Consider the following 20,071-nt stretch of genomic DNA (forward strand, 5'->3'; position numbering starts at 1 on the left):
GGGCCAAGCCGTCTTATCTGGCAGCAATGAGCGCGGGCAGATCCGCCACCGATCCGATCAGCACATCGGCCAGTTCAGCCAGCGTCTGGCGTGTGCCGGTTCCGGACAACACCCCGATCGCAGCTCCCGCACCGGCAGCCCGAGCCATCTCCATATCGTGGCCATTATCGCCAACCATGGCGATCTCGGCAGGGCTCAGACCCAGATGAGACGCATAGGCATTGATCATGCCCGGCTCCGGTTTGGGGCCATGCCCGCTGTCATAGCCGGCGATGAAGCTGATATGCCGTGACAACCCCAACACCTCGACGGTTCGGCGGATACTGGCTTCGCCGTCACTCGAAGCGATACCGAGCGAGAACCCGGCTTCGGTCAGCGTTTGCATCAGCGCCGTTAGGTCACAAATCGGCCATGGAGACTCCGCGCCCTCGACAAAAATCCTGTCGAGAAGGCGCATCAGTTCTTCGGGTTCAAATGGGCTACCATGCGCCACCATGTGCTCGGCGATCTCGCCAGCATTCGCCGCTGCAAACATGCTATCAGCGCGGGTCTTGCCGGTAAGCGGGTCCATGCCGCATTTATCAAGCAGGACATCGGCCAGCGCGGCATCTCCGTTTGCCGCAGTCAATGCCCCCTTGCGGTTGGTGTCCGCCCAGGTCTTGTCAAAGTCGACCAGCGTGCCATCCTTGTCGAACAGGATTGCCTTGATCTCGCTACTCAATTTCCATGTCAGGATTGCCTTGATCTCGCTACTCAATTTCCATGTCATGATGCGTTTCCGGTTTGACACAAGCTGTGCCCCGCGCTTGCATGGGCGTCAACACCGGGACCCGAACCTTTCCGAGGATTTTCCATTGCGCCCCTCACCCTACGACACGCTGATCGATGAAGAGACTTGGTCGTTCATCGACAAATCGAATGCGTTTTACCCTGCGGATGCGACCAGCCTCGATCATGCTGGACAACGTCGCGTCTATGATGAGTTGTGTCATGCTTTTGACGCAGGACGCCCACCCTCTGTAACGGTGCGTGACTTCTCGGTGCCCGGCCCCCAGGCCCCGATCCCGCTACGACAATATCTCCCCGCCACTTCAGAGCCCAAAGCATGCGTGCTCTACCTGCATGGTGGCGGCTTCGTCCTCGGCGGATTGGAAAGCCATGACAGCATTTGCGCGGAGATCTGCGATGGCACCGGCTATCGGGTCATATCAGTCGATTACCGGCTGGCGCCTGAACATCTCCATCCCGCCCAGGTCGAGGATGCGCTTGCCGCCTTCCGCCATGTCGCCAGCGATTTCGCACTCCCGATCATCCTGTGCGGCGACAGCGCCGGCGGCAATCTGGCCGCAGCAGTTGCGTGGGCGACACGCGGCCAGGCGCTGGCCCCAGCAGCACAGGTTTTGATCTACCCCGCCCTTGGCGCCGACACGTCGAAAGGCACATTCATCAGCCACGCCCATGCGCCAATGCTGACCACTGCCGACATGCTCTATTACGACGATTTGCGCTCGGGTGGCACATCACCCGTCGATGACCCCTTATTCACGCCACTCGCCGCACCGGATTATACCGGCACCCCGCCAACGCTGATCTTCACCGCCGAATGCGATCCGCTGTCAGGCGATGGTCCTGACTATTGCGCCCGCCTCACCCAGGCTGGCGGCAAGGCTATCTGCTTTGAAGTAAAAGGCCTGGTTCACGGTTATCTGCGCGCCCGGCATTCGGCCTCCCGCGCACGTGACAGCTTTGCCCGCATGATTTCAGGCATCAAAACGCTCGGCGCGGGCGAATGGCCCTATTGAGGATGAAGCATTGCGCCTGCCCGATCAGACGAAACGGCGCGCAATCCGTTCCTCCCAATCCTTGTCAAACAGCACCTCGCCATTCTCCGTCGCTACCAACTTTCCGATAATGTAAAACCAGTCCTTGTCGCAACGCATCTCCATGTCAACGACCGTACCGGTGCGCCAGTCATCACGCCCGCCGGTCTGCTCCCAGCGAATATGCGATGTCGCCGAGAGCGGATCATCCGGATGGATCGACCAGATTTCATGGGTGGTGCTGCCGGAAATCAGGCCATGATTGAGATCGCGATTTTCGCCGGCATCATTGAATATGGTGGCGGTCACCACACCCGTCGTCGGATCGGTCTCGGTCCTTCGGGTGGAGGCTGACGGTCTGAGATTCTCATGCCGCCAGGGCGCGGCCCCGACCGGCTTTTCAAAGCGGCACTCATCCGCATCGGCAATCACCGTTCGGCAAGGCAGCGCCAGCGTTCCCGCTTCAAGCGTCACAGTCGCCCGCTCCGGCGCAGGCCAGATGAACGGCCAGTAGGAAGTCGAGATCGCGATCCGCAATCGGTGCCCAGCAGGAATCCGGTAGGCTATCTGGTCGAGTGTCACCGTTGTCTCGAACGCTGCTCCGGGTGTCAGCAGTTCCGGTTCCTCGCTGGATTTGCTGTGGGTCAGGTTGAGCACACCCATGGTGATCAGCGCCGAGGTTCCGTCGGGACGCAGGTCGCAAAGCCGCACCGCCAGTTGCGCCACCGGCTTGTCCGAGCGGAAACGCAGCGCCAGTTTTGGCGCACCGACAATATCCAGCGGTTCCGTGAGAACAGTGCCATCGAAACAGGCGGAGCGCAGATCATCCGGGGTCTGCTCGTCAGGCAGTTCCGGCCCGTAGGCAAAGGGAAAATATTCGCCCGCCTGACTGCCGCAATCACTGGAAGAACAGATCGGCACAGCTGTCGTCATCTCCGCGTCGCCAAGAGAACGGTCTCCCAGTTGCAGCGTCACCTCGTCACTATTGGGTGACGGCCATTGCCTCTCTGCTATCCAGCGGCCGGGACGCTCATCCACCCAGCGCTGCGGGGCGATGCTGTCCATCAACCAGGCCCGGTAGGCCGGCAGGTCCTGCGCCCCGTTGTCGATCCCTTTGAGCCAATGGTCCCACCAGCATTTGGCTTCCTGCAGAAAGCCGATGCGCGGTTCGGGTCCGGCATAATGCGGATATTTGTGAATCCACGGCCCGACAATGCCCTTGACCGGAGCGTCGAGATTTTCGACCAGATGCAAAATCGTGTTGCGATAACCATCGTGCCAGCCGCCGATCGACAGCACCGCGGCTTCGATCGCGCCAAAGTCCTCGCAAACCGAGCCATGTTTCCAGTAATCGTCCCGCGTCTGCCGCGAAATCCACTCGCGCGCCAGAAACGGCATTTGTCTAAGCCGGTTGAGCCACAATTCACGCCAGCCGGGCCCCAGCAACAGCGGGTCAGGCGGTCGCGATGAATAGGACAGCATATTGGCTGCCCAGCCGAAGTTTTCACCCAGCAGGCACCCGCCCTTGAAATGGATGTCATCTGCAAAGCGGTCGACAGTGGAGCAGATGGTGATGATCGCCTTCAGCGCCGGCGGTCTCAAAGCTGCGACCTGCAGCGAATTGAACCCGCCCCAGGAAATCCCCATCATCCCGGCTGTGCCCGAGCACCAGGGCTGCGCGACTGCCCAAGCGATCACATCGCAGGCGTCCTGCAGTTCCTGCTCGGTATATTCGTCCGTCATCAAGCCTTCGGAATCGCCGTTCCCCCGCATGTCGACCCGGATACAGGCATAGCCCTGCCCTGCCATCCAGGGGTGGGTGAGGCTGTCGCGCACGATTGTGCCATCGCGCTTGCGGTAGGGCAGATGTTCGAGAATGAGCGGCACCGGATCAGCCTCGGCGTCCTGCGGCATCCAGATCCGCGCCGACAAACGACAGCCGTCGGGCATGATGATCGGCTGGTCGGCGATCTCGATGATATCGCGCGGAAAATCTGTCTCGGTTTCTGGCATGAATGATACCAAGGCGTCTCTCCCGTTTGCAGCGCCGAAACCCGGGAATTACCGGCGGGTTTGATGCATGAGGTCTGTGCGTGCCGGGGTCCCGGTCGCATATCAATTGAGAAATGGAATATCAGGGTTCGCACAAAAGGATGTCACACCGGTGCTGGCCCGGCAAGCAGCGCGGTGACAAGCCCGCGCGGCCCCTTACCATCGTGTGCCAAGGCCGAACCGTTGAGGGCACACGCGATGGTGACGCCGTATTGCTCAAGCACCTCAAACGCAGGTTCGTGCTCGGCGAACGCAAGAATATGTCCCGGCGCCAGCACGATTGGCGACAGCCCCGCCAGAGCACGCCCGACAGCACCGGGATATTGGCTGACATCAATGACTTTGAGACCGCCGGAGAATGAGGCGCACAGTTCTCTCAGAAATGCCCTATCGCAGGCCGTGATCCTCAACACCTCGCCCCGCGGGGCGGGGCAAACCCTGAACACTTCCGCCTGCTCCAGCGCAGCCCCGTCGACAATCACACAATCGGGTGCGAGTGCAACAAGGCAATCATCGAGACACCTGCCTTCAGGCCCGGTGAGGTCGACCCAGAACGCATGTCCAACCGCATTTTGCTGAAATAGCGCAGCCGTCAGCGCTGAAAGTGCCGTCACGCAGGTAGCGCGGGTAATGGCACCGATAAAGATATCGCCACAGCCCAAAATTGCCAGATCACGCCCGTCAATAGCCGGAAAATCGCAATCTGCACCATCGGAAGTCGGCCAGAAATCAAATTTCGCATCGTCAAACAACGGTGCAAAGTTCAAGACCGCCGACACTGTAATTGCCTCGGCCCGCCTTGCCGCAGGCAACGGCTGCGCAATGACAACGTTGCCGCCCAAAACTCTCAGATGACGGCGCAGATTGCCAAGGTCATAAAGCGGACAAAACACCCAATCAACTTCTCCGCCGGCGCCCTTGATGACTTGGCCCAAGTCCGATGGCAGATCCGACACCTGCATGCCGTTGATCAGGTAAACGGTCAGCACATCTGCCGGTTGCTCACTCAGCCAGGCAGAAATCTCTGTCACCCGGCCCGCGTGATCCACACATTCGCCCACCCGTCGCTCGAGCAACCAGTCACGCGCATCGGCAAAACCGAGCGCCGCGGCAAGCAATTCATCAAAATGGCGCACCCGTACGCCTTCCTGCCCGAGGACTTGCACCAGTTCCACATGCTGCAGCCGCGCTTGGCAGCAAAGATCCGCAGACAAGTGTCTTGCCTCGGGGCGAGGACGCAGCGGGGCCTGGACAAGAACATCGCGCAGGACGCAGGCATCACCGGCTACCGAGATTATCGTGCTGCTGTGAGACACGTTTCAGCCAACTCCATGATCAGGTGCACGAACGCACTGCCAATCATGCTCGGCTCAAAAAGCCCGGCACACATTGATATTCGTCAACTATCGGTTCGGGGTCGCGCCAGTTTGTGACGTGATCAGGAAGACACGATTTTATCGAGATCACCGCGCGATTCACCCGAATGCCGGATCAGTTCGTTGGCATCGAGTAGTTCGAAATGCTTGGCATCAAGGATACGGATCACCTTGGTACGCGACAGGGTCTGGATATTGCGGCTCAGCGTCTCGGGCGTGGTACCGAGATAATCGGCGATGTCGCGCCGGCTAAGTGGCAAATGCACCACCGGATGAACCGCATCATAATTGTTGAGATGCTGATTCCTGGAGCGTTTGGCAAACACGTAGATCAAGGTTGCGATGCGCTCCATGGTGGTATGACCATTGGTAATCGCCGCCCACTCCCGCACCGCGTCGAGCTCATCCAGTTTGGCCTTGAGCATTTCATGTTCGACCTCGGGATGATCGCCCAGAAACCGCTCGAAGGCGGGCCGGTTCATGGTGCACAGGGTGACATCGGTCGCCGCTTCGTAGGAAAATCGAGATTCATCGCTGAACAATCGCCCGAAAAAATCCGATGGAAACAGCAACCCGACGATATGATCGTCGCCATTGATCGAGGCGCTGGACAATTTGACCACGCCATCAACGACATTGCCGACGATGTTGCAGGGCTCGGCCTGCGCCTGAATCACGCTGCCCCGCGGAAATTCACGCAGATGGGCGATCCGGCCGAGTTGCGCCATCGCTTCCGGAGATGCCGCCCGGCACACAGCCTTGTTATGCACAACACAACTGCTGGACTTGCCACACATACACGAGACTTCGGCCAGTTCGGTCATTCGTTGTCCCTTGTTGGGTCGCGCCTTCGGTGGTCGACGGCCCGCAGCGATGTCACAATGCCACCGGGTTCGGTCGCGGTCTGTTCAACTTGGTCCTGCCAGATGCCCGGCATCATCGGCTGGAAGCATATCCGAGCCCTTGCGCTGTGGAAAGAACTTCGCCGGACACCGAATTCCACCCGGGTAATCCGCCAGCCTTCCAACCATACCAGATAGTGCCTGTCAGGCAGATTGCCTGAGCGCCTCGATTGCACTGGCGAGGTCAATCAGGCTGTCGATGACCACGGTTGCGCCCAGTTGCTCGACGACAACGTTGGTATAGCCGCCGCGCACTGCAATGCTCGTCACCGAAGCTGCCCTGGCCGCATCGATATCGGCCGGGCTGTCGCCAACCATCACTGCATCCCCGGCCGCCACACCGAGGACGCCAAGCGCGTGCTCGATCATGTCGGGTGCCGGTTTGCGGGTCAGTCCAGTGTCGCCGCCGACAACCACCTCGATAAAGTCATCGAAGCCGAAATGCGTCAGCACCTCGCGGGTAAAGGCCTCCGGCTTGTTGGTCACCACACCGAGCTTGACACCGGCGCCCGCGAGCGCGGCGAGAACGTCAGTAGCACCGGCCATGATCGTCGTGTGCCGGGTCAGATGCTTGCCGTAGATCGCCATCATCCGATTGGTCGCCTCGTCGAGCGCAGCGCCGGTGAGCGACCTGTTGCTGGCCGCATAGGCCCGTTCAACCAGTGTCCTGACCCCGTTGCCGATCATCGCCCGCACTGCCGCAACGGATTGCGGTGGCAAGCCATCTGATGCCAACAGTTCGTTGGTGGCCGCGGCGATGTCGGGGACGGAATCGATCAGGGTGCCATCAAGATCGAACAGAACAGCTTTCGGCCATGTTCCGTCGCCGGGCGTGGACGCAACGATCGCACTCACGAAGCGTCTTTCCACTTGATAGAGCAGCCCATCGAGGCAATCTGCTCTTCTGGTCCCTTGCCGGTCTCGACGATCTGTTTCATCGCCTCATAAAGGTCGCGGCGAAGACCGGTGGCCCCCGCCTTCTTGCGCGAGGCATCCAGACGACCGCGATACTGCAACTCCATGTCAGCGTTGAAGCCAAAGAAGTCCGGGGTGCAAACCGCGCCCCAGCCCCGGCCTACTGCCTGATCCTCGTCATAAAGATAGGGAAACGGAAACCCGTGCTTTTCGGCAAACAGCTTCATGTTGTCGAAGGAATCCTGCGGGTGACTGGTAACATCGTTGGATGATATCGCCACGAAGCCGACGCCGAGCTCAGCCAGATCCTTGGCAACTTGCACGATCCGGTCAATCACCGCGATCACATAGGGACAGTGGTTGCAGATAAACACCACCACCAGCCCGTTCTCGCCAGCCTGGGCAAGGATATCGTGGTCCTTGCCATCTACGCCCGGCAGGGTCGCGTTGACGGGTTTCCATCCAAAATCACATAGCGGGGGAACAGCAGCCATATTGGGTCTCCGGAATTGGGTAGGCCGCGGGCCTGTTGCCGCCGCCATTTGATCAGCTTCTATCAGAGTTCTTGCCAGTCTTATGCATGATCCTCAAGGCGGGCAACGCCGGTTCAGGCAATGCTGTCGGCCCTACCCGCCTGACGGCCGGAAAAAATGCAGCCGCCGAGGAACGTTCCCTCAAGCGCGTTGTAGCCGTGATAACCACCACCGCCAAAACCACTGACTTCGCCTGCCGCAAACAGGCCCGGCACCAACTCGCCCTGTGCGTTGAACACCTGACCGTTGAGATCGGTTTCCAAACCGCCCAGCGACTTCCGGGTAATGATGTTGAGCCGGATCGCAATCAGCAGTCCGTTTTCGCGCGCCAGAAACCGGTGCGGCTTGGCCGTTCGCATCAGCCGGTCACCGCGATAGTTGCGGGCGGCGTGAATCGCCATCAGTTGTGCATCCTTGGTAAACGGATTGTCGATCTGGCTGTCGCGGGCAACAATCTGAGCCTTTAGCTTTTCGAAATCGATCAGGTTCCCGCCCTTCTGGTTCATGCCAGCAACCAGTTCCTCAAGCGTATCGGCGACAACAAAATCCTCGCCATGCTGCTTGAACGCCTCGACCGGCGGCGCCGCCTGCTTGTTGATGAGCCGCTGCCGGATCACCTGCAGCCAACTTTTGGCAGCAAAATCCGGGTTCTGTTCCGATCCCGACAGCGCCACCTCCTTCTTCAGCACCTTCTGGGTCATCACGAACCAGGAATGATCATGCCCGGTGGAGAGAATTTCGCGCAGCGTCGACAGCGTATCGAATCCCGGCATGCACGGCGGCTTGAGCCGGTTGCCGGTAGCGTCAAACCACATCGACGAGGGCCCCGGCAGAATGCGGATACCGTGATTGGGCCAGATCGGGTTCCAGTTTTTCACACCTTCGGTGTAATGCCACATCCGGTCGGCATTGATCACCCGGCCACCGGCGGCCTCGGCGATGGCAATCATCCGACCGTCAACATGGGCCGGCACGCCTGAGATCATCTGCCGCGGCGGCTCCCCGAGCCGATCGCGCGGCCAGACCTTGCGCACCAGATCGGTATTGCCGCCAAGACCACCCGAAGTCACCAGCACGCTTGACGCCCGCAACTCGAAATCACCGATGATGTCGCGATTGGTTGATTGGCCGCGCGCGCTGGAATCATCTGCCAGCACTTCGCCGCTGACACCGGTCACCGCGCCATTTTCGGTGAGCAGGCTGGAGCAGCGGTGTCGAAATCTCAGTTCGATCCGTCCCGCCGCCACATGCGCGCGCACCCTTCTTTCAAACGGCGCGACAGTTCCCGGCCCTACCCCCCAGGTCAGGTGAAACCGGGGCACCGAATTGCCATGGCCATCGGCGAACGATCCGCCACGCTCGGCCCAGCCGACGATCGGAAACCAGCGCATGCCCATGGCGCGGAGCCAGGGCCGCATTTCGCCGGCGGCAAAATCGATGTAGGCCTCGGCCCATTTGCGCGGCCAGAAATCTTCCTGACGATCAAATTGCGCCGATCCCATCCAGTCATTGAGCGCCAGCTCGCGGCTGTCGCGGATGCCCATACGGCGTTGCTCGGGCGTGTCGACCAGAAACAGCCCTCCGAGCGACCAGAACGCCTGCCCGCCCAAAGAGCCCGCCGGCTCCTGATCGATAATGATCACCTTCTTGCCACGGTCGGCGAGTTCCGCCGCCGCAGTCAGCCCAGCAAGTCCGGCGCCCACAATAATCACGTCACACATGTCCATTGCGTTTCCCTCCCCGTGGCAAATTCGTCGCGGTCACCTCGGCGCCCCGGCTTCACACCGCCGGCCGCACTGGTTCCAGACCCGGAACGGGACCACAATTTTGCAGCCGTGTCGATGAGCGGAACAGACGTCCGCGCACAACGGCATGGGTCACCGCGTCATGGGAACAGCTCACTCCTGAATTCCAAAGCGAGGTGGCGTTGGCTGACTGCCTCGCCGGATAATCGCGTAACCAGCGTCAGACGCTTCGGATCAGTTGATTTGCGGCAAAGACGGTCTGGTAGAAGCCGGTTTTCAGCCTTTGCATCGGTTCCGGTTTGATACCGGTGACCGGCATCGGCAGATCGGCTTCATCGCCACCGGCGAGCAGGTCTGCGATCGCCTTGCCAAAGATCGTGCCCGGGGCAATACCGCGGCCATTGTAACCGATCGGCGTGTAGAGCCCTTCCGCCAGCCGGTGAATGCGGGGCATGTGCTCGGCGTTCATGGCGATCTGGCCGTGCCAGGCTTGCTCAAATTCCACCGGCCCGAGTTTCGGGAACATCCGCTTGAGCAACCGCCTCGCCCAACGTTCCGACAGCCCGTTGTCTCCTCCGATCACCGACCCCATTGACCCGACGATCAACCGGTCAGCCATGTCACGTCGAAGCGAAAACATGATCGTGCCGGTATCCCAAATTCCCTGCCGTTCCGGCAGGATATCAGCCACACGCGGGCCGAGCGGAGCCGTTGCGATCTGGAAGAAATTTATTGGTACGAAACTGCTTTTCAGCCCCGGCCAGAGATCGTCGGAATAGGCGTTGGTGGCCAGAACCACCGATCGCGCCGAGACCGTCCCGCTATTGGTCGCAAGCAGCCAACCGCCGCCCGGCTTCGGTGTCAGTTTCGTCACCGACACGCCGGTGTGAATGCGCGCGTCGGCAGCCTTCGCCGCCCGCGCCAATCCGCGCACATAGCCCATCGGGTTGATTGTGCCGGCCCGCTCATCCAGCAGCCCGCCATAAAACGCGTCCGAGCCGATCTTTGCAGCAGCCTCATTTCGGTCAAGCAGTCTGACCGGCGCACCAAGCCGGATCCATTCCTCAGCTCTTCGCTGCAAATCCTTGAAACCACTTGGGGAATGGGCAGCATGAATGGTGCCGGTCCGGGTCAGTTCACAGCGAATCTGGTGCTTTTCGATCAGCGACATCACATAGCTGGGGCCATCGCCAAGCACTTCCACCAGTCGCGAACCGAGTTTTTCGCCAAGCCGCGATCGGACATCCTGCGGCGGCAACCACAGCCCGGCATTGAGCAGGCCGACATTGCGACCCGAACCGCCATAACCGATCTGCCGGGCTTCGAGCACGCAGCAATCGAGCCCCTGGCTGGCTGCATGCAGCGCGGTGGAAAGTCCGGTAAAACCACCGCCGACAATGGCAATTTCCGTGGTTACATCCGCCGTCATCGGAGCGGACAGGTCGGCTTCCTCGGCAGTCTCATCCCACAACGATACTGTCGACGAAACTCTCATGCCTCTAGCCTCCATAATGCTGACGTCGAAGCCCGCCCGGCGAGTCATAAGGTGGCATTCGACGCGGCAAGTGTTGAACCAAGCGGCCGATTGCGTCAATCATGCAAATACGTTCAGCGGCCAAATCAACAGGAGGACTTATGTCCCGTACCATCACCCCCGTCGCCGATCTCGTGGCCCGCGCCCGCGCGCGCATCGAGGAGATCGAAACCGCCGATGCAATCGCCATGGTGGATGATCCGGATGTGGTGATCGTCGATTTGCGTGATGTGCGTGAGCGCCAGCGCTCGGGCTTCATCCCAGGAAGCTTTCACTGCCCGCGCGGCATGGTCGAATTCTGGGTCGACCCGCAAAGCCCCTATTACAAGGAGGTGTTCGGCCAAGACAAGAAATTCGTCTTCCACTGCGCTTCCGGCTGGCGCTCGGCGCTGACCACGGCAACGCTTAACGAGATGGGCTTTGAAGCGGCGCATATCCGCGAAGGATTTTCCACCTGGCAGGCCCAAGGCGGCCCGGTCGAATTTCCACCCGACAGGCACGACTGAGCAAGCCACGTTTAACGCAGCAATGCCTCGATGTTGCCGTCGTCCCCCGTGATCACATGCGACGTAGTGCCCTTCGCAAAAAGCGCAAACCCACTGGTCCGGCACCTGAAGCACACCGCGTTCGAATGGAAATGGTTCGTATCGTCTGGACGGCTTCGTGAATAGAGCGCCGCGCCCGCTCCCATTTTAGAGCGCGGGCGCGGCGTGGGTTGATGCCGGCGTCCAGACTGGTCACCCCGGTTCGGGGGGACGGCTTGCCAGGCATTGGGCCGGGAGTATGAACTCCCGGTCCTGCATTTACAGCATGTCGAGATTGATGCCGACGGTGATGGCGCCAATCGGCTCGCCGCTAGCTGGATCATTGATGGTCACGCTTGCCTGCGACTGGAATGCCTGTGTCGATTCATCCTGCTCGACCCCATCGACAAACACCTCGCTCGAAGCAGCGCCATAGGTCTTCTGCCACTTGGCTTCATCGCCCTGCCAATAATCGGAGGTGATATCGCTCTGGCCGACATTAAGCCCCTTGGCGCCCATGACGAACATCTCGGTGATCATGCCCTGGCTGCCTTCCTTCTTATCCATCAGGAATTTGGAAAGCGCGCGCGCCATCACTTCATCAACGAAGGGCTTGTTCGACGCCGTTGCCTGGGCGCGCCAATCCGTGTCCAGCTTGTCGATCTCCGCCTGGCTCAGGCCTGAAGTCTTGTCGTTCTGTTCCTTGATCGCGTCAACAACAGCCGGATCGGTCAACCAGGTTTGGACGTTCTGGCTGATAAATTCCTTCACAGGAGCCACATGTGCTTCTTCAGCCATGGCAGGGAAAGCGGCAAATGCAGCGGCGCCGGCAACAAGCGCAGCGGTCATGATACGGTTGATCTTCATTCAGTTTTCTCCTCGGTTGATGATAAATATGGCGTCAGGCCCTTCATCAAGGTCCGGCCCCGACGATTCCGTAGCGACTAGAATTCCGCCCAGGACTGGGGGTCACTTGCGAGTGCCGCATTGCCTTGCGCGCGGTAGCGCGGGGCCGCAGCGGCGGCGCGTTCCTGTGGCCGCGCAGGGTGCGGCGCGCGTTCCGGCGACACCGAACCGGCCAGTTTGAACGACCGCACCACCCCGGCAAGGCGATCGCATTCGCCCGCCAGTTTCTGCGACGAAAAGTTGCTGTCCTGCACCATCGCCGCGTTCTTCTGGGTCATGCTGTCCATCTCGTTGATGGCGGTATTGATCTGCGTCAGACCTGTTGCCTGTTCCCGCGCAGAAGTGGTGATCGCGTCAATCCTGGTGGCAACTTCAGCGATCTGCTGTTCGATGCGGCTCATCGATTCACCTGTCTTGTTGACAAGGTCCACACCACTGCTCACCTGGGCGCCGCTTTGCTCGATCAGATCCTTGATTTCCTTTGCAGCGTTGGCCGAACGGCCGGCCAGATCGCGAACTTCCTGCGCCACCACCGCAAAGCCCCTGCCTGCATCACCGGCCCGCGCCGCCTCGACACCGGCGTTAAGCGCAAGCAGATTGGTCTGGAAGGCGATATCGTCGATCACCTTGAGGATCTGCGCGATCTGCGATGATGATTCCTCGATGCGGCCCATCGCGGTGATCGCCGAGCGAACAATTTCCACCGATGAGGTTGCTGCTTGGCGGGTCGAGCCGACCAGATCACCTGCCTCGGTGGCTTGCGTCGACGAGGCTTTGACGGTTGCAGTAATCTCGTCGAGCGCCGCTGCGGTCTGTTCAAGCGCCGCGGCCTGCTGTTCCGTTCGCCGTGCCAGTTCTTCGGTGGAATTGCCAAGGCTGTCAGAGGCCTCCTGCACCGATTGTTGAGCCTGACCGATGGTGCCGACTGTGGCCTCAAGTGCGGTAAGCGCCTGATTGAAATTATCCTGAAGCGCTGCAAACTCGCCACCCAGGTCCGGAACCCGGGCCGTCAGGTCGCCCGCTGCAAGTTTTTCAAGCGCATGGCCGAGTTCGTCGACAACCTTGCGCTGGGCCTCTGCCGATTTTTCCGACTGGCTCATATTGGCTTGGCGCTCAGCTTCCAGCGCTTCCCGCTGACGCTCCATGTCCGCATCAGCCTCGAGCTTGGCCCGCGACGCGTCGCAAAATTCAGACAGCGCCCGGGCGACAACACCGATCTCGTCACCCTTGTCGGCATGGGGAACAGCACTGGTGATATCACCTGCCTGCAACGCAGCTACCCGCTGATTGATTTGCGCGAGCGGCTGTCCGACAAACCGCCGCATGGCATAGAGCAGTATTGCCACTGACAGGATCAGCACTGCAATCTGTGAAACCATCGCCTTGAGGGCAAAATCGCGCGATGATGCGGCAATGTCGTCGGTCGACCAGACAGTTTTGACCTGGCCCAGCGACACGCCCTCCTTGTCAACCGGCAGCGGCGCTGAAATGACGACTGCAGACGCAGTCTCAACGATCACCGGCTCACTCAGGTCGGTAGCTGCGCTCGAGAGCACTTCGCTCAAGGCCGCGTCAGGATTTTCCGACCGGGTCCAAAGATCGACCTGCTCGTCAGCCTGATTGTAGGCGACGAACCCGATCAACGAGAGCTTCGGATCATCCTGGAAAATCTGGTAGGCAGAACGCACCGCGTCGGCCTTGCCCCATTTCACCCCACCCGATGCCTGAGCACCTATTTGCGCCGTGTCCTTGAGCCAATTGCGTTCCGCCGTTTCCATCTGGCTCGCACTGGACATTTTGGAAATGGCGAAACTGGTGACCGCCAAACCAAGGATGTTGATCAAGACAACGGTGATGGCGATTTTTTGTGTAATGCTGCGCGCCGAACCCTTGCTCTTTTCGGCACGGCTGGCGATCGATTTCAAACCCATGTGAACCCCTCCACGAGGGCATGAGCCGCTCCCCTTCACTATGCAATCATTGCGGGGCCGCCGGTGTCATACCGATGGCGAGGCACTAAACTATAAGAGGCATTCTTCTGACGTTCAGGTTGTAAATCCCTTAATTTTTGGGGGCGAAAATCAGGAGATTTTGCCTATTTGTCATGTTTTGAGGCAGTTGAATGGAGTTTTCTTCTCGATTTGTCCCGAAATCATCGCTTCGATGTTGAGGACTGTCCCGAATTCCACTCTTTCGAGTACAGCGGCATGGTGGCGCCACGCAATCAAACAACTTTGTGTTGTATTTGCATCGTCGGGCAGCCGGTTAGCCGCACGGCCCTTCGGCCAGCACATTGCGAATGATCTTGCTGAGCGCAGCACCCGCTGCCTCCACCGGACCAGAATTGTCAATCACGGCGTTTGCCGATGACTGATTTTCCAAAGCTGTTGCACGTGCCAACCGGGCCTCGATTTCGATCTCGTTTTCACGTCCGCGCGCCCGCAAACGGTCTGCCAATGTTGCCGGATCGACCCGTATTTCCACCGCCATGGCATCCGGAAAGATCTTGAGCAGAGCCTCCCAGGCGCCGCGTGATCCGTTAACCACCGCAACTCCACCATCTGACAGATGTGCTTCCAGCATCCGAGGCAGGCCGTAGCGCAATCCGTTGGCGGTCCAGGTCAGGACGAAGGCTCCGCTGGCTTGCGCCGCTTCGAATTGTGCATCGGTCATCGCGTGATGATCTTCGGCCCCATCATCGCCCGGGCGCGTGATGGCGCGCCGGACAAACAGCAGGCTATCTATCCCGGAAAGCTGCGCGCGGGCATGGGAAATCAGCGTATCCTTGCCCGAGCCGCTTGCCCCCAGCACAACGATCAGCCGTCCCGGGGTCGGTCTTGGCCCGCGGCTTTCTTCCGCATAGCCCATTTATGCCACCCGCTCACCCTGCCGCCAGACCGAGCGCACCACCGGCACCCCGGCTTGACGACGAACCCGGACCAGGTCAGCGCGTTTCCCGGATGTCAGGCTGCCACGGTCATCCAGCCCCACGGTTTTTGCGGGCGTGGCGGTTACCAGCCGGAACGCCGCCGCCAGATCGAGACCGTCCACCGTCTCGGCCAGAATGAACGGCGCTTGGATCAGGCTGAACGGCACATAGTCGGACGACAGCACATCGAGAACACCCAGCCGGGCCAGTTCGGTAGCAGCAATGTTGCCGGAATGGGATCCGCCGCGGACCACGTTCGGCGCCCCCATCAACACGCTCATCCCCGCCCGATGTGAAGCCTGTGCGGCTTCGATGCTGGTCGGAAATTCCGCCAGACCGACCCCAAGCTCGACGGCCTCGGCAACGTGCCCCAGCGTCGCATCGTCATGACTGGCAATGGTGATGTTGCGTGCCGTACAGGCCTCGGCGAGCACCTTGCGGTTACTGTCGGAATAACGTGCGGAAGCCGCCTGGCGCTTGGCCACGAACTCAGCGAAAGCCTGATCACTCAAGCCACGCTGGGTCTTGTAGTAGAGCGTAAACTGATCCATCGTCTGGAACTGACGCTGTCCGGGCGCGTGGTCCATCAGCGAGACCAACCGGACCTGATTATCGGTCCTAAAATCGACGAAATGATCCAGCACATCGCCCGCCGAAACTTCGCAGCGCAAGTGAATGAGGTGATCGGCCCGCAACCGGTTTTCCGACTGGGCAGACGCGATTGTATCGGCCATCATCCGCATTTCGCCCATCTCAAATCCGCCGTCGGCATAAGATCCCAGCCGCAGGCAATCAAACACCGTGGTAATGCCCGATGAGGCGATTTGCGCGTCATGGGATTGCAGCGCCGACATCGCGTTCCAGCGCAGGCCCGGACGGGGCGAATAATGGGATTCAAGATGATCGGTGTGCAGTTCCACCAGCCCGGGAACGAGATAGTCCGCCTCCATGTCCTCGCCGCTAGCCACATGACCTTCGGAAATGTCGGCTATGACGCCGTCGCGGATCACCAGGCTCCCCTTCATCACCCCGTCTTCCAGCACCAGCCAGGCATTGCTCAGAATTATCTCACGGCTCATTCAGGCGGTCTTTCTCTTTTCAGTGGGCGCGAGCCGCACACGGGTGTGAAGCTGAAACGGCGCTCCCGGGTCAGGCTCGACAAACAGGCTCAGCGCGTTGATCGCAACCGGTTGCGCCAACGCCTTCGCAAAATACGCCGTGGCCGCCTCGCAAACCCGGTCAAGGTCGGGTTGGTCAAGCTGTCGGCTCAACGTCATGTGAAAGCGAAAGCGATCAAACACGTAAGGATAGCCCCAACGCATCAGGTAGTCGCGCTCCTCGGGCGCCAACCGATCCGGGTTCCGCCGCACAATGTCGGCCTCCGACAGCGGTGCCCGGTACGGTTCGAATGACGCCACCACCGCATCCACAAACGCCTGTAATCCAGCCGATGCTTTGTCCGGCACCAGCGCAACGAACCCACCCAGATTGGCGACCGTCAACAACGGAAGGTCAAAGCCGCAAGTCGCGGCCGCGAAATCCCTCATGGCGCCCACAAGTCCGGCTTCGTTCATGTCATCCGCCAGCCGGAACGGCGCTTTCAATGTGGCATGAAATCCATACCGGCGGGCCGGCGCAGTGATTGCCGCCAGTTGGTCCGCACCCAGACCATCAAGTTCCGGATGTTCAACCGCAACGCCGGTCACCGCATCACGCCCCAGCCAACTGGCGCCGCACCGCGCAAGCTCGGTGTCGGGCTCCGGTGAAAAATAAAATGCATACCGCATCAATGCTGTCTCCTGCCGATCAACAATCCACGCCAGCGCGGCACTTTCCTGTCGAACTCCTACACCACAACCGCAACAGGCCACACCTCCAGGGTGACCTTTTGCCGGTCTGTTTTACAGCCTTGGCTCCATCAGTCCCCGGCTCAGCCCATCCGTCCGATACCAGGACAGCCACGCGCACCGTCGGACTGCCCCGTCCGTGGGCGCCGCAGCGACCGTCACAAAACTGAAAACTGAATCGTGTCTAAGCCTGCCAGCAACGCAAATGCTCAAGGTTCAGGCGGATCCCGTGACAAAATCCTACCGGACGATATTCCTTTCCGACATTCACCTCGGCACGCCCGACTGCCAGGCGGACCTGCTGATCGAGTTTTTACGCCAGCATGACGCCGAGACGATCTATCTCGTCGGCGACATTGTCGATTGCTGGCGCATGAAGCGGCGCGGCTTCTACTGGCCCCAGAGCCATAACGACGTGGTCCAGAAACTGTTGCGCAAGGCTCGCAAGGGTACCCGGATCATCTATGTGCCGGGCAACCATGACGAACTCCTGCGGGACTATCAAGGGGTGCATTTCGGCGGAATTGAGGTGCGTGAGCGCGATCTGTTCGAAACCGCCGACGGCAAGCGCCTGCTGGTTATCCACGGCGACCAATTCGACATGGTCGTGATGAACCATCGCTGGTTGGCGCATCTGGGTGACATCGCCTACGGAATGGCGATGTGGACCAACAAGCGGCACAATCGGGCCCGTAAATTGCTCGGTCTGGATTACTGGTCGATTTCCCGCTGGGCCAAGCTCAAGGTCAAGGGCGCCGTCAATTTCATCTCGGATTTCGAACAGGTTCTGGCCGACGAGGCCCGCAAGCACGGCGCCGACGGCGTCATCTGCGGTCATATCCACCATGCCGCCAACGAGATGCGCGGCGGCGTGCGCTACATCAATACCGGCGACTGGGTGGAAAGCTGCACCGCCATCGTCGAACACCCAGATGGCCGCATCGAACTAATCGACTGGTCGCGCCGGATCCCCGCCGAGGCTGCGTTCCAGGCGCTGTCCAAAGAACATCACCACGACGCTGACATTCACAATGAGGCGGCCTGACAGGTCCACCCAACTGCTTCACTAGGAGCATTCCCTTGACCATGATTGACACTCCCGCCATCGGCGCCCGCATTGACGGCGCTGTGGTCCGCAGTCCGGCACTCTCCCAGACCGGCATGCTCGAACGGATCTTCTCGTCTGCGTTCCGTGGGCTGGTCTATCCGCAGATCTGGGAAGACCCGCTGGTCGATATGCAGGCCCTGGCGCTCAAGCCCAGCGACACGCTCGTTACCATCGCCTCGGGCTCCTGCAACGTGATGTCCTATCTGACGGCAAATCCGGCAAGGCTGATCGCCGTCGACCTGTCGCCCGCACATGTGGCGCTCGGCAAGCTCAAGCTCGCCGCCGCAGCCCACCTGCCGGGACATACGGCGTTTTCGAACATGTTTCGCTACGCCAACCTGAAATCCAATGTCGCGCTTTACGACCGCCACATCCGGCCCAATCTCGATTCCTCCACCCGCGCCTATTGGGACGGTCGCGACATCATGGGCCGTCGCCGCATCGCCGGGTTTTCACGTGGTTTCTACACCACCGGCCTGCTCGGACGGTTCATCTCGTTTGCCCACATTGTGGCCAAGGTTTACGGCGTCGATCCGCGCCAATTGCTCAGGATGGACAGCATCGAGGAGCAGCGCGCCTTCTTTGAAAAGCGCATCGCACCGATTTTCGACAGCCGCAGTTTTCGCGCACTGACATCACTGCGCGCCTCGCTGTTCGGGCTGGGGATTCCGCCGGCCCAGTATGAAGCCTTGGCCGGCGATTCCGCAGACGGCATGTCCGGCGCGCTGAAAGCCCGGACCGAGCGCCTGGCCTGCGGTTTCCCGCTGAACGACAATTATTTCGCCTGGCAGGCTTTCGGCCGCGGCTACCAGCCCGGCGACGCGGCCAGCCTGCCCCCCTATCTTGAAAACCGCCACTTCGAAACCGTGCGCCGCAATGCTTCGCGGGTTGAGATCATCAATGAAAACCTGACTGCGATGCTTGCCAGCCGTCCCGCCGGTTCCGTCGATGCCTTCGTGCTGCTTGATGCCCAGGACTGGATGACAGATCAGCAACTGTCGGAACTGTGGGCCGAGATCACCCGCACCGCGACATCGGGCGCGCGCGTCATCTACCGTACTGCAGCCACTCAATCGCCATTGCCGGGCCGGGTGCCCGACGGCATTCTCAATCAATGGGATTATCGCGCTGAAGAAAGCATCGCCTATGGCGCGCGCGACCGCTCGGCGATCTATGGCGGCTTTCATTTGCACATCAAGCGCGGTCGCGACTGATGACTCCTGCACTCGCCCACGCCGGCGTGATGGACGGCATCTACCGTCATCAGCGCCATATCTACGATCTCACCCGGCGCTATTATCTGCTGGGACGCAATGATCTGGTTGCCGCCCTCAAACCGCCACCGGACGGCACCGTGCTGGAAATCGGCTGCGGCACCGCCCGCAACCTGATCCTGACCGCCCGTCGCTACCCGCAAACCCGATTATTCGGTCTCGATCTATCATCGGAAATGCTCAAATCCGCCGACGCCACCGTTACACGCAACGGCTTTGGCAGCAGGATCAAGCTGGCTCAGGGCGACGCTACCTGTTTTGACACGGGCGAGCTATTTGCCACAACCGGCTTTGACCGGGTGTTCCTCTCCTACAGCCTGTCGATGATCCCCGGCTGGGAGGCAGCACTCTGCCAGGCGATGCAGGCGGTGCGGCCCGGCGGGGAATTGCATGTGGTCGATTTCGGCCAGCAGACCGGCCTGCCGCGCTGGTTTGGCACCGGCCTGCATGGCTGGCTCAAGCGTTTTCACGTCACCCCGCGCAAAAACCTGGGCGATGCCATGGCCACGCTCGCTGCCGAGCAGGACGCCAGCCTGAATATCTCGTCGCTCTATCGCGACTATGCCCGCATCGGCGTTATCGCTCGGCGCTGAAGCAAGGTCCAAG

The 20,071-nt window shown here is 60.4% G+C and carries 18 protein-coding genes; 5 read left to right on the forward strand and 13 right to left on the reverse strand.

Annotated elements, in window-relative coordinates; genetic code table 11:
* Window positions 1-13: 13 nt before the first annotated feature.
* The gene (locus ACK6D9_RS16380) at window positions 14-769 is read right to left on the reverse strand and encodes an HAD family hydrolase (RefSeq protein WP_412049306.1); all 756 of its coding nucleotides are present in this window, start codon (window positions 767-769) and stop codon (window positions 14-16) included.
* Between the two features lie 85 nt (window positions 770-854).
* Here ACK6D9_RS16380 and ACK6D9_RS16385 point away from each other — a divergent pair, with 85 nt between their 5' ends.
* Entirely contained in the window at window positions 855-1,802 is a 948-nt protein-coding gene (locus ACK6D9_RS16385; RefSeq protein ID WP_412049307.1) for an alpha/beta hydrolase, read from the forward strand.
* A gap of 24 nt (window positions 1,803-1,826) precedes the next feature.
* Here the strand turns inward: ACK6D9_RS16385 and ACK6D9_RS16390 are convergent, their stop codons facing one another.
* From ACK6D9_RS16390 to ACK6D9_RS16420, 7 genes are all read right to left on the reverse strand, one after another.
* On the reverse strand, window positions 1,827-3,833 hold the full coding sequence (locus ACK6D9_RS16390; protein ID WP_412049308.1) for a CocE/NonD family hydrolase: 2,007 nt from the start codon (window positions 3,831-3,833) through the stop codon (window positions 1,827-1,829).
* A 143-nt stretch (window positions 3,834-3,976) separates the two neighbouring features.
* Window positions 3,977-5,086, reverse strand: coding sequence for an arginine deiminase family protein (locus ACK6D9_RS16395; RefSeq protein ID WP_412049309.1), 1,110 nt, complete (start codon window positions 5,084-5,086; stop codon window positions 3,977-3,979).
* Window positions 5,087-5,310: 224 nt separating this feature from the next.
* Window positions 5,311-6,072 (reverse strand): Crp/Fnr family transcriptional regulator, encoded by a 762-nt coding sequence (locus ACK6D9_RS16400; protein WP_412049310.1) that lies wholly within the window; start codon window positions 6,070-6,072, stop codon window positions 5,311-5,313.
* Between the two features lie 222 nt (window positions 6,073-6,294).
* Window positions 6,295-7,005: a phosphoglycolate phosphatase gene (gene gph / locus ACK6D9_RS16405; RefSeq protein WP_412049311.1), complete on the reverse strand. Its 711-nt coding sequence runs from the start codon at window positions 7,003-7,005 to the stop codon at window positions 6,295-6,297.
* Entirely contained in the window at window positions 7,002-7,559 is a 558-nt protein-coding gene (locus ACK6D9_RS16410; RefSeq protein WP_412049312.1) for a thioredoxin family protein, read from the reverse strand. Before ACK6D9_RS16410 ends, gph begins: the two co-directional genes overlap by 4 nt.
* 113 nt (window positions 7,560-7,672) lie before the next feature.
* Complete coding sequence (locus ACK6D9_RS16415; RefSeq protein ID WP_412049313.1) at window positions 7,673-9,319, reverse strand: FAD-binding dehydrogenase; 1,647 nt, start codon at window positions 9,317-9,319, stop codon at window positions 7,673-7,675.
* 244 nt (window positions 9,320-9,563) lie between these two features.
* Window positions 9,564-10,838: an NAD(P)/FAD-dependent oxidoreductase gene (locus ACK6D9_RS16420; protein ID WP_412049314.1), complete on the reverse strand. Its 1,275-nt coding sequence runs from the start codon at window positions 10,836-10,838 to the stop codon at window positions 9,564-9,566.
* Window positions 10,839-10,978: 140 nt separating this feature from the next.
* Between ACK6D9_RS16420 and ACK6D9_RS16425 the strand changes: the two genes are divergently transcribed.
* Window positions 10,979-11,383 (forward strand): rhodanese-like domain-containing protein, encoded by a 405-nt coding sequence (locus ACK6D9_RS16425; protein WP_412049315.1) that lies wholly within the window; start codon window positions 10,979-10,981, stop codon window positions 11,381-11,383.
* 297 nt (window positions 11,384-11,680) lie between these two features.
* On the opposite strand, the gene ACK6D9_RS16430 is transcribed toward ACK6D9_RS16425, so the two are convergent.
* The 5 genes from ACK6D9_RS16430 to ACK6D9_RS16450 all read right to left on the reverse strand — a co-directional run bounded on the left by ACK6D9_RS16430 (window position 11,681) and on the right by ACK6D9_RS16450 (window position 17,023).
* Window positions 11,681-12,268, reverse strand: coding sequence for a hypothetical protein (locus tag ACK6D9_RS16430; protein WP_412049316.1), 588 nt, complete (start codon window positions 12,266-12,268; stop codon window positions 11,681-11,683).
* A gap of 77 nt (window positions 12,269-12,345) precedes the next feature.
* Window positions 12,346-14,238 (reverse strand): methyl-accepting chemotaxis protein, encoded by a 1,893-nt coding sequence (locus ACK6D9_RS16435; protein WP_412049317.1) that lies wholly within the window; start codon window positions 14,236-14,238, stop codon window positions 12,346-12,348.
* Between the two features lie 334 nt (window positions 14,239-14,572).
* A complete protein-coding gene (gene phnN, locus ACK6D9_RS16440) occupies window positions 14,573-15,175 on the reverse strand; it encodes a phosphonate metabolism protein/1,5-bisphosphokinase (PRPP-forming) PhnN (RefSeq protein ID WP_412049318.1) in 603 nt (200 codons plus the stop codon).
* Complete coding sequence (locus ACK6D9_RS16445; RefSeq protein WP_412049319.1) at window positions 15,176-16,315, reverse strand: alpha-D-ribose 1-methylphosphonate 5-triphosphate diphosphatase; 1,140 nt, start codon at window positions 16,313-16,315, stop codon at window positions 15,176-15,178.
* Window positions 16,316-17,023 (reverse strand): DUF1045 domain-containing protein, encoded by a 708-nt coding sequence (locus ACK6D9_RS16450; RefSeq protein WP_412049320.1) that lies wholly within the window; start codon window positions 17,021-17,023, stop codon window positions 16,316-16,318.
* 265 nt (window positions 17,024-17,288) lie between these two features.
* Between ACK6D9_RS16450 and ACK6D9_RS16455 the strand changes: the two genes are divergently transcribed.
* The 3 genes from ACK6D9_RS16455 to ACK6D9_RS16465 are packed head-to-tail and all read left to right on the forward strand — an operon-like array spanning window position 17,289 to window position 20,058.
* Window positions 17,289-18,128, forward strand: coding sequence for a UDP-2,3-diacylglucosamine diphosphatase (locus ACK6D9_RS16455; RefSeq protein WP_412049321.1), 840 nt, complete (start codon window positions 17,289-17,291; stop codon window positions 18,126-18,128).
* Between the two features lie 41 nt (window positions 18,129-18,169).
* A complete protein-coding gene (locus tag ACK6D9_RS16460; protein WP_412051833.1) occupies window positions 18,170-19,405 on the forward strand; it encodes a DUF3419 family protein in 1,236 nt (411 codons plus the stop codon).
* Window positions 19,405-20,058: a class I SAM-dependent methyltransferase gene (locus ACK6D9_RS16465; protein WP_412049322.1), complete on the forward strand. Its 654-nt coding sequence runs from the start codon at window positions 19,405-19,407 to the stop codon at window positions 20,056-20,058. Before ACK6D9_RS16460 ends, ACK6D9_RS16465 begins: the two co-directional genes overlap by 1 nt.
* Window positions 20,059-20,071 lie beyond the last annotated feature (13 nt).

The sequence above is a fragment of the Hoeflea sp. Naph1 genome, assembly GCF_046837775.1.
Classification (GTDB): Bacteria; Pseudomonadota; Alphaproteobacteria; order Rhizobiales; family Rhizobiaceae; genus Hoeflea.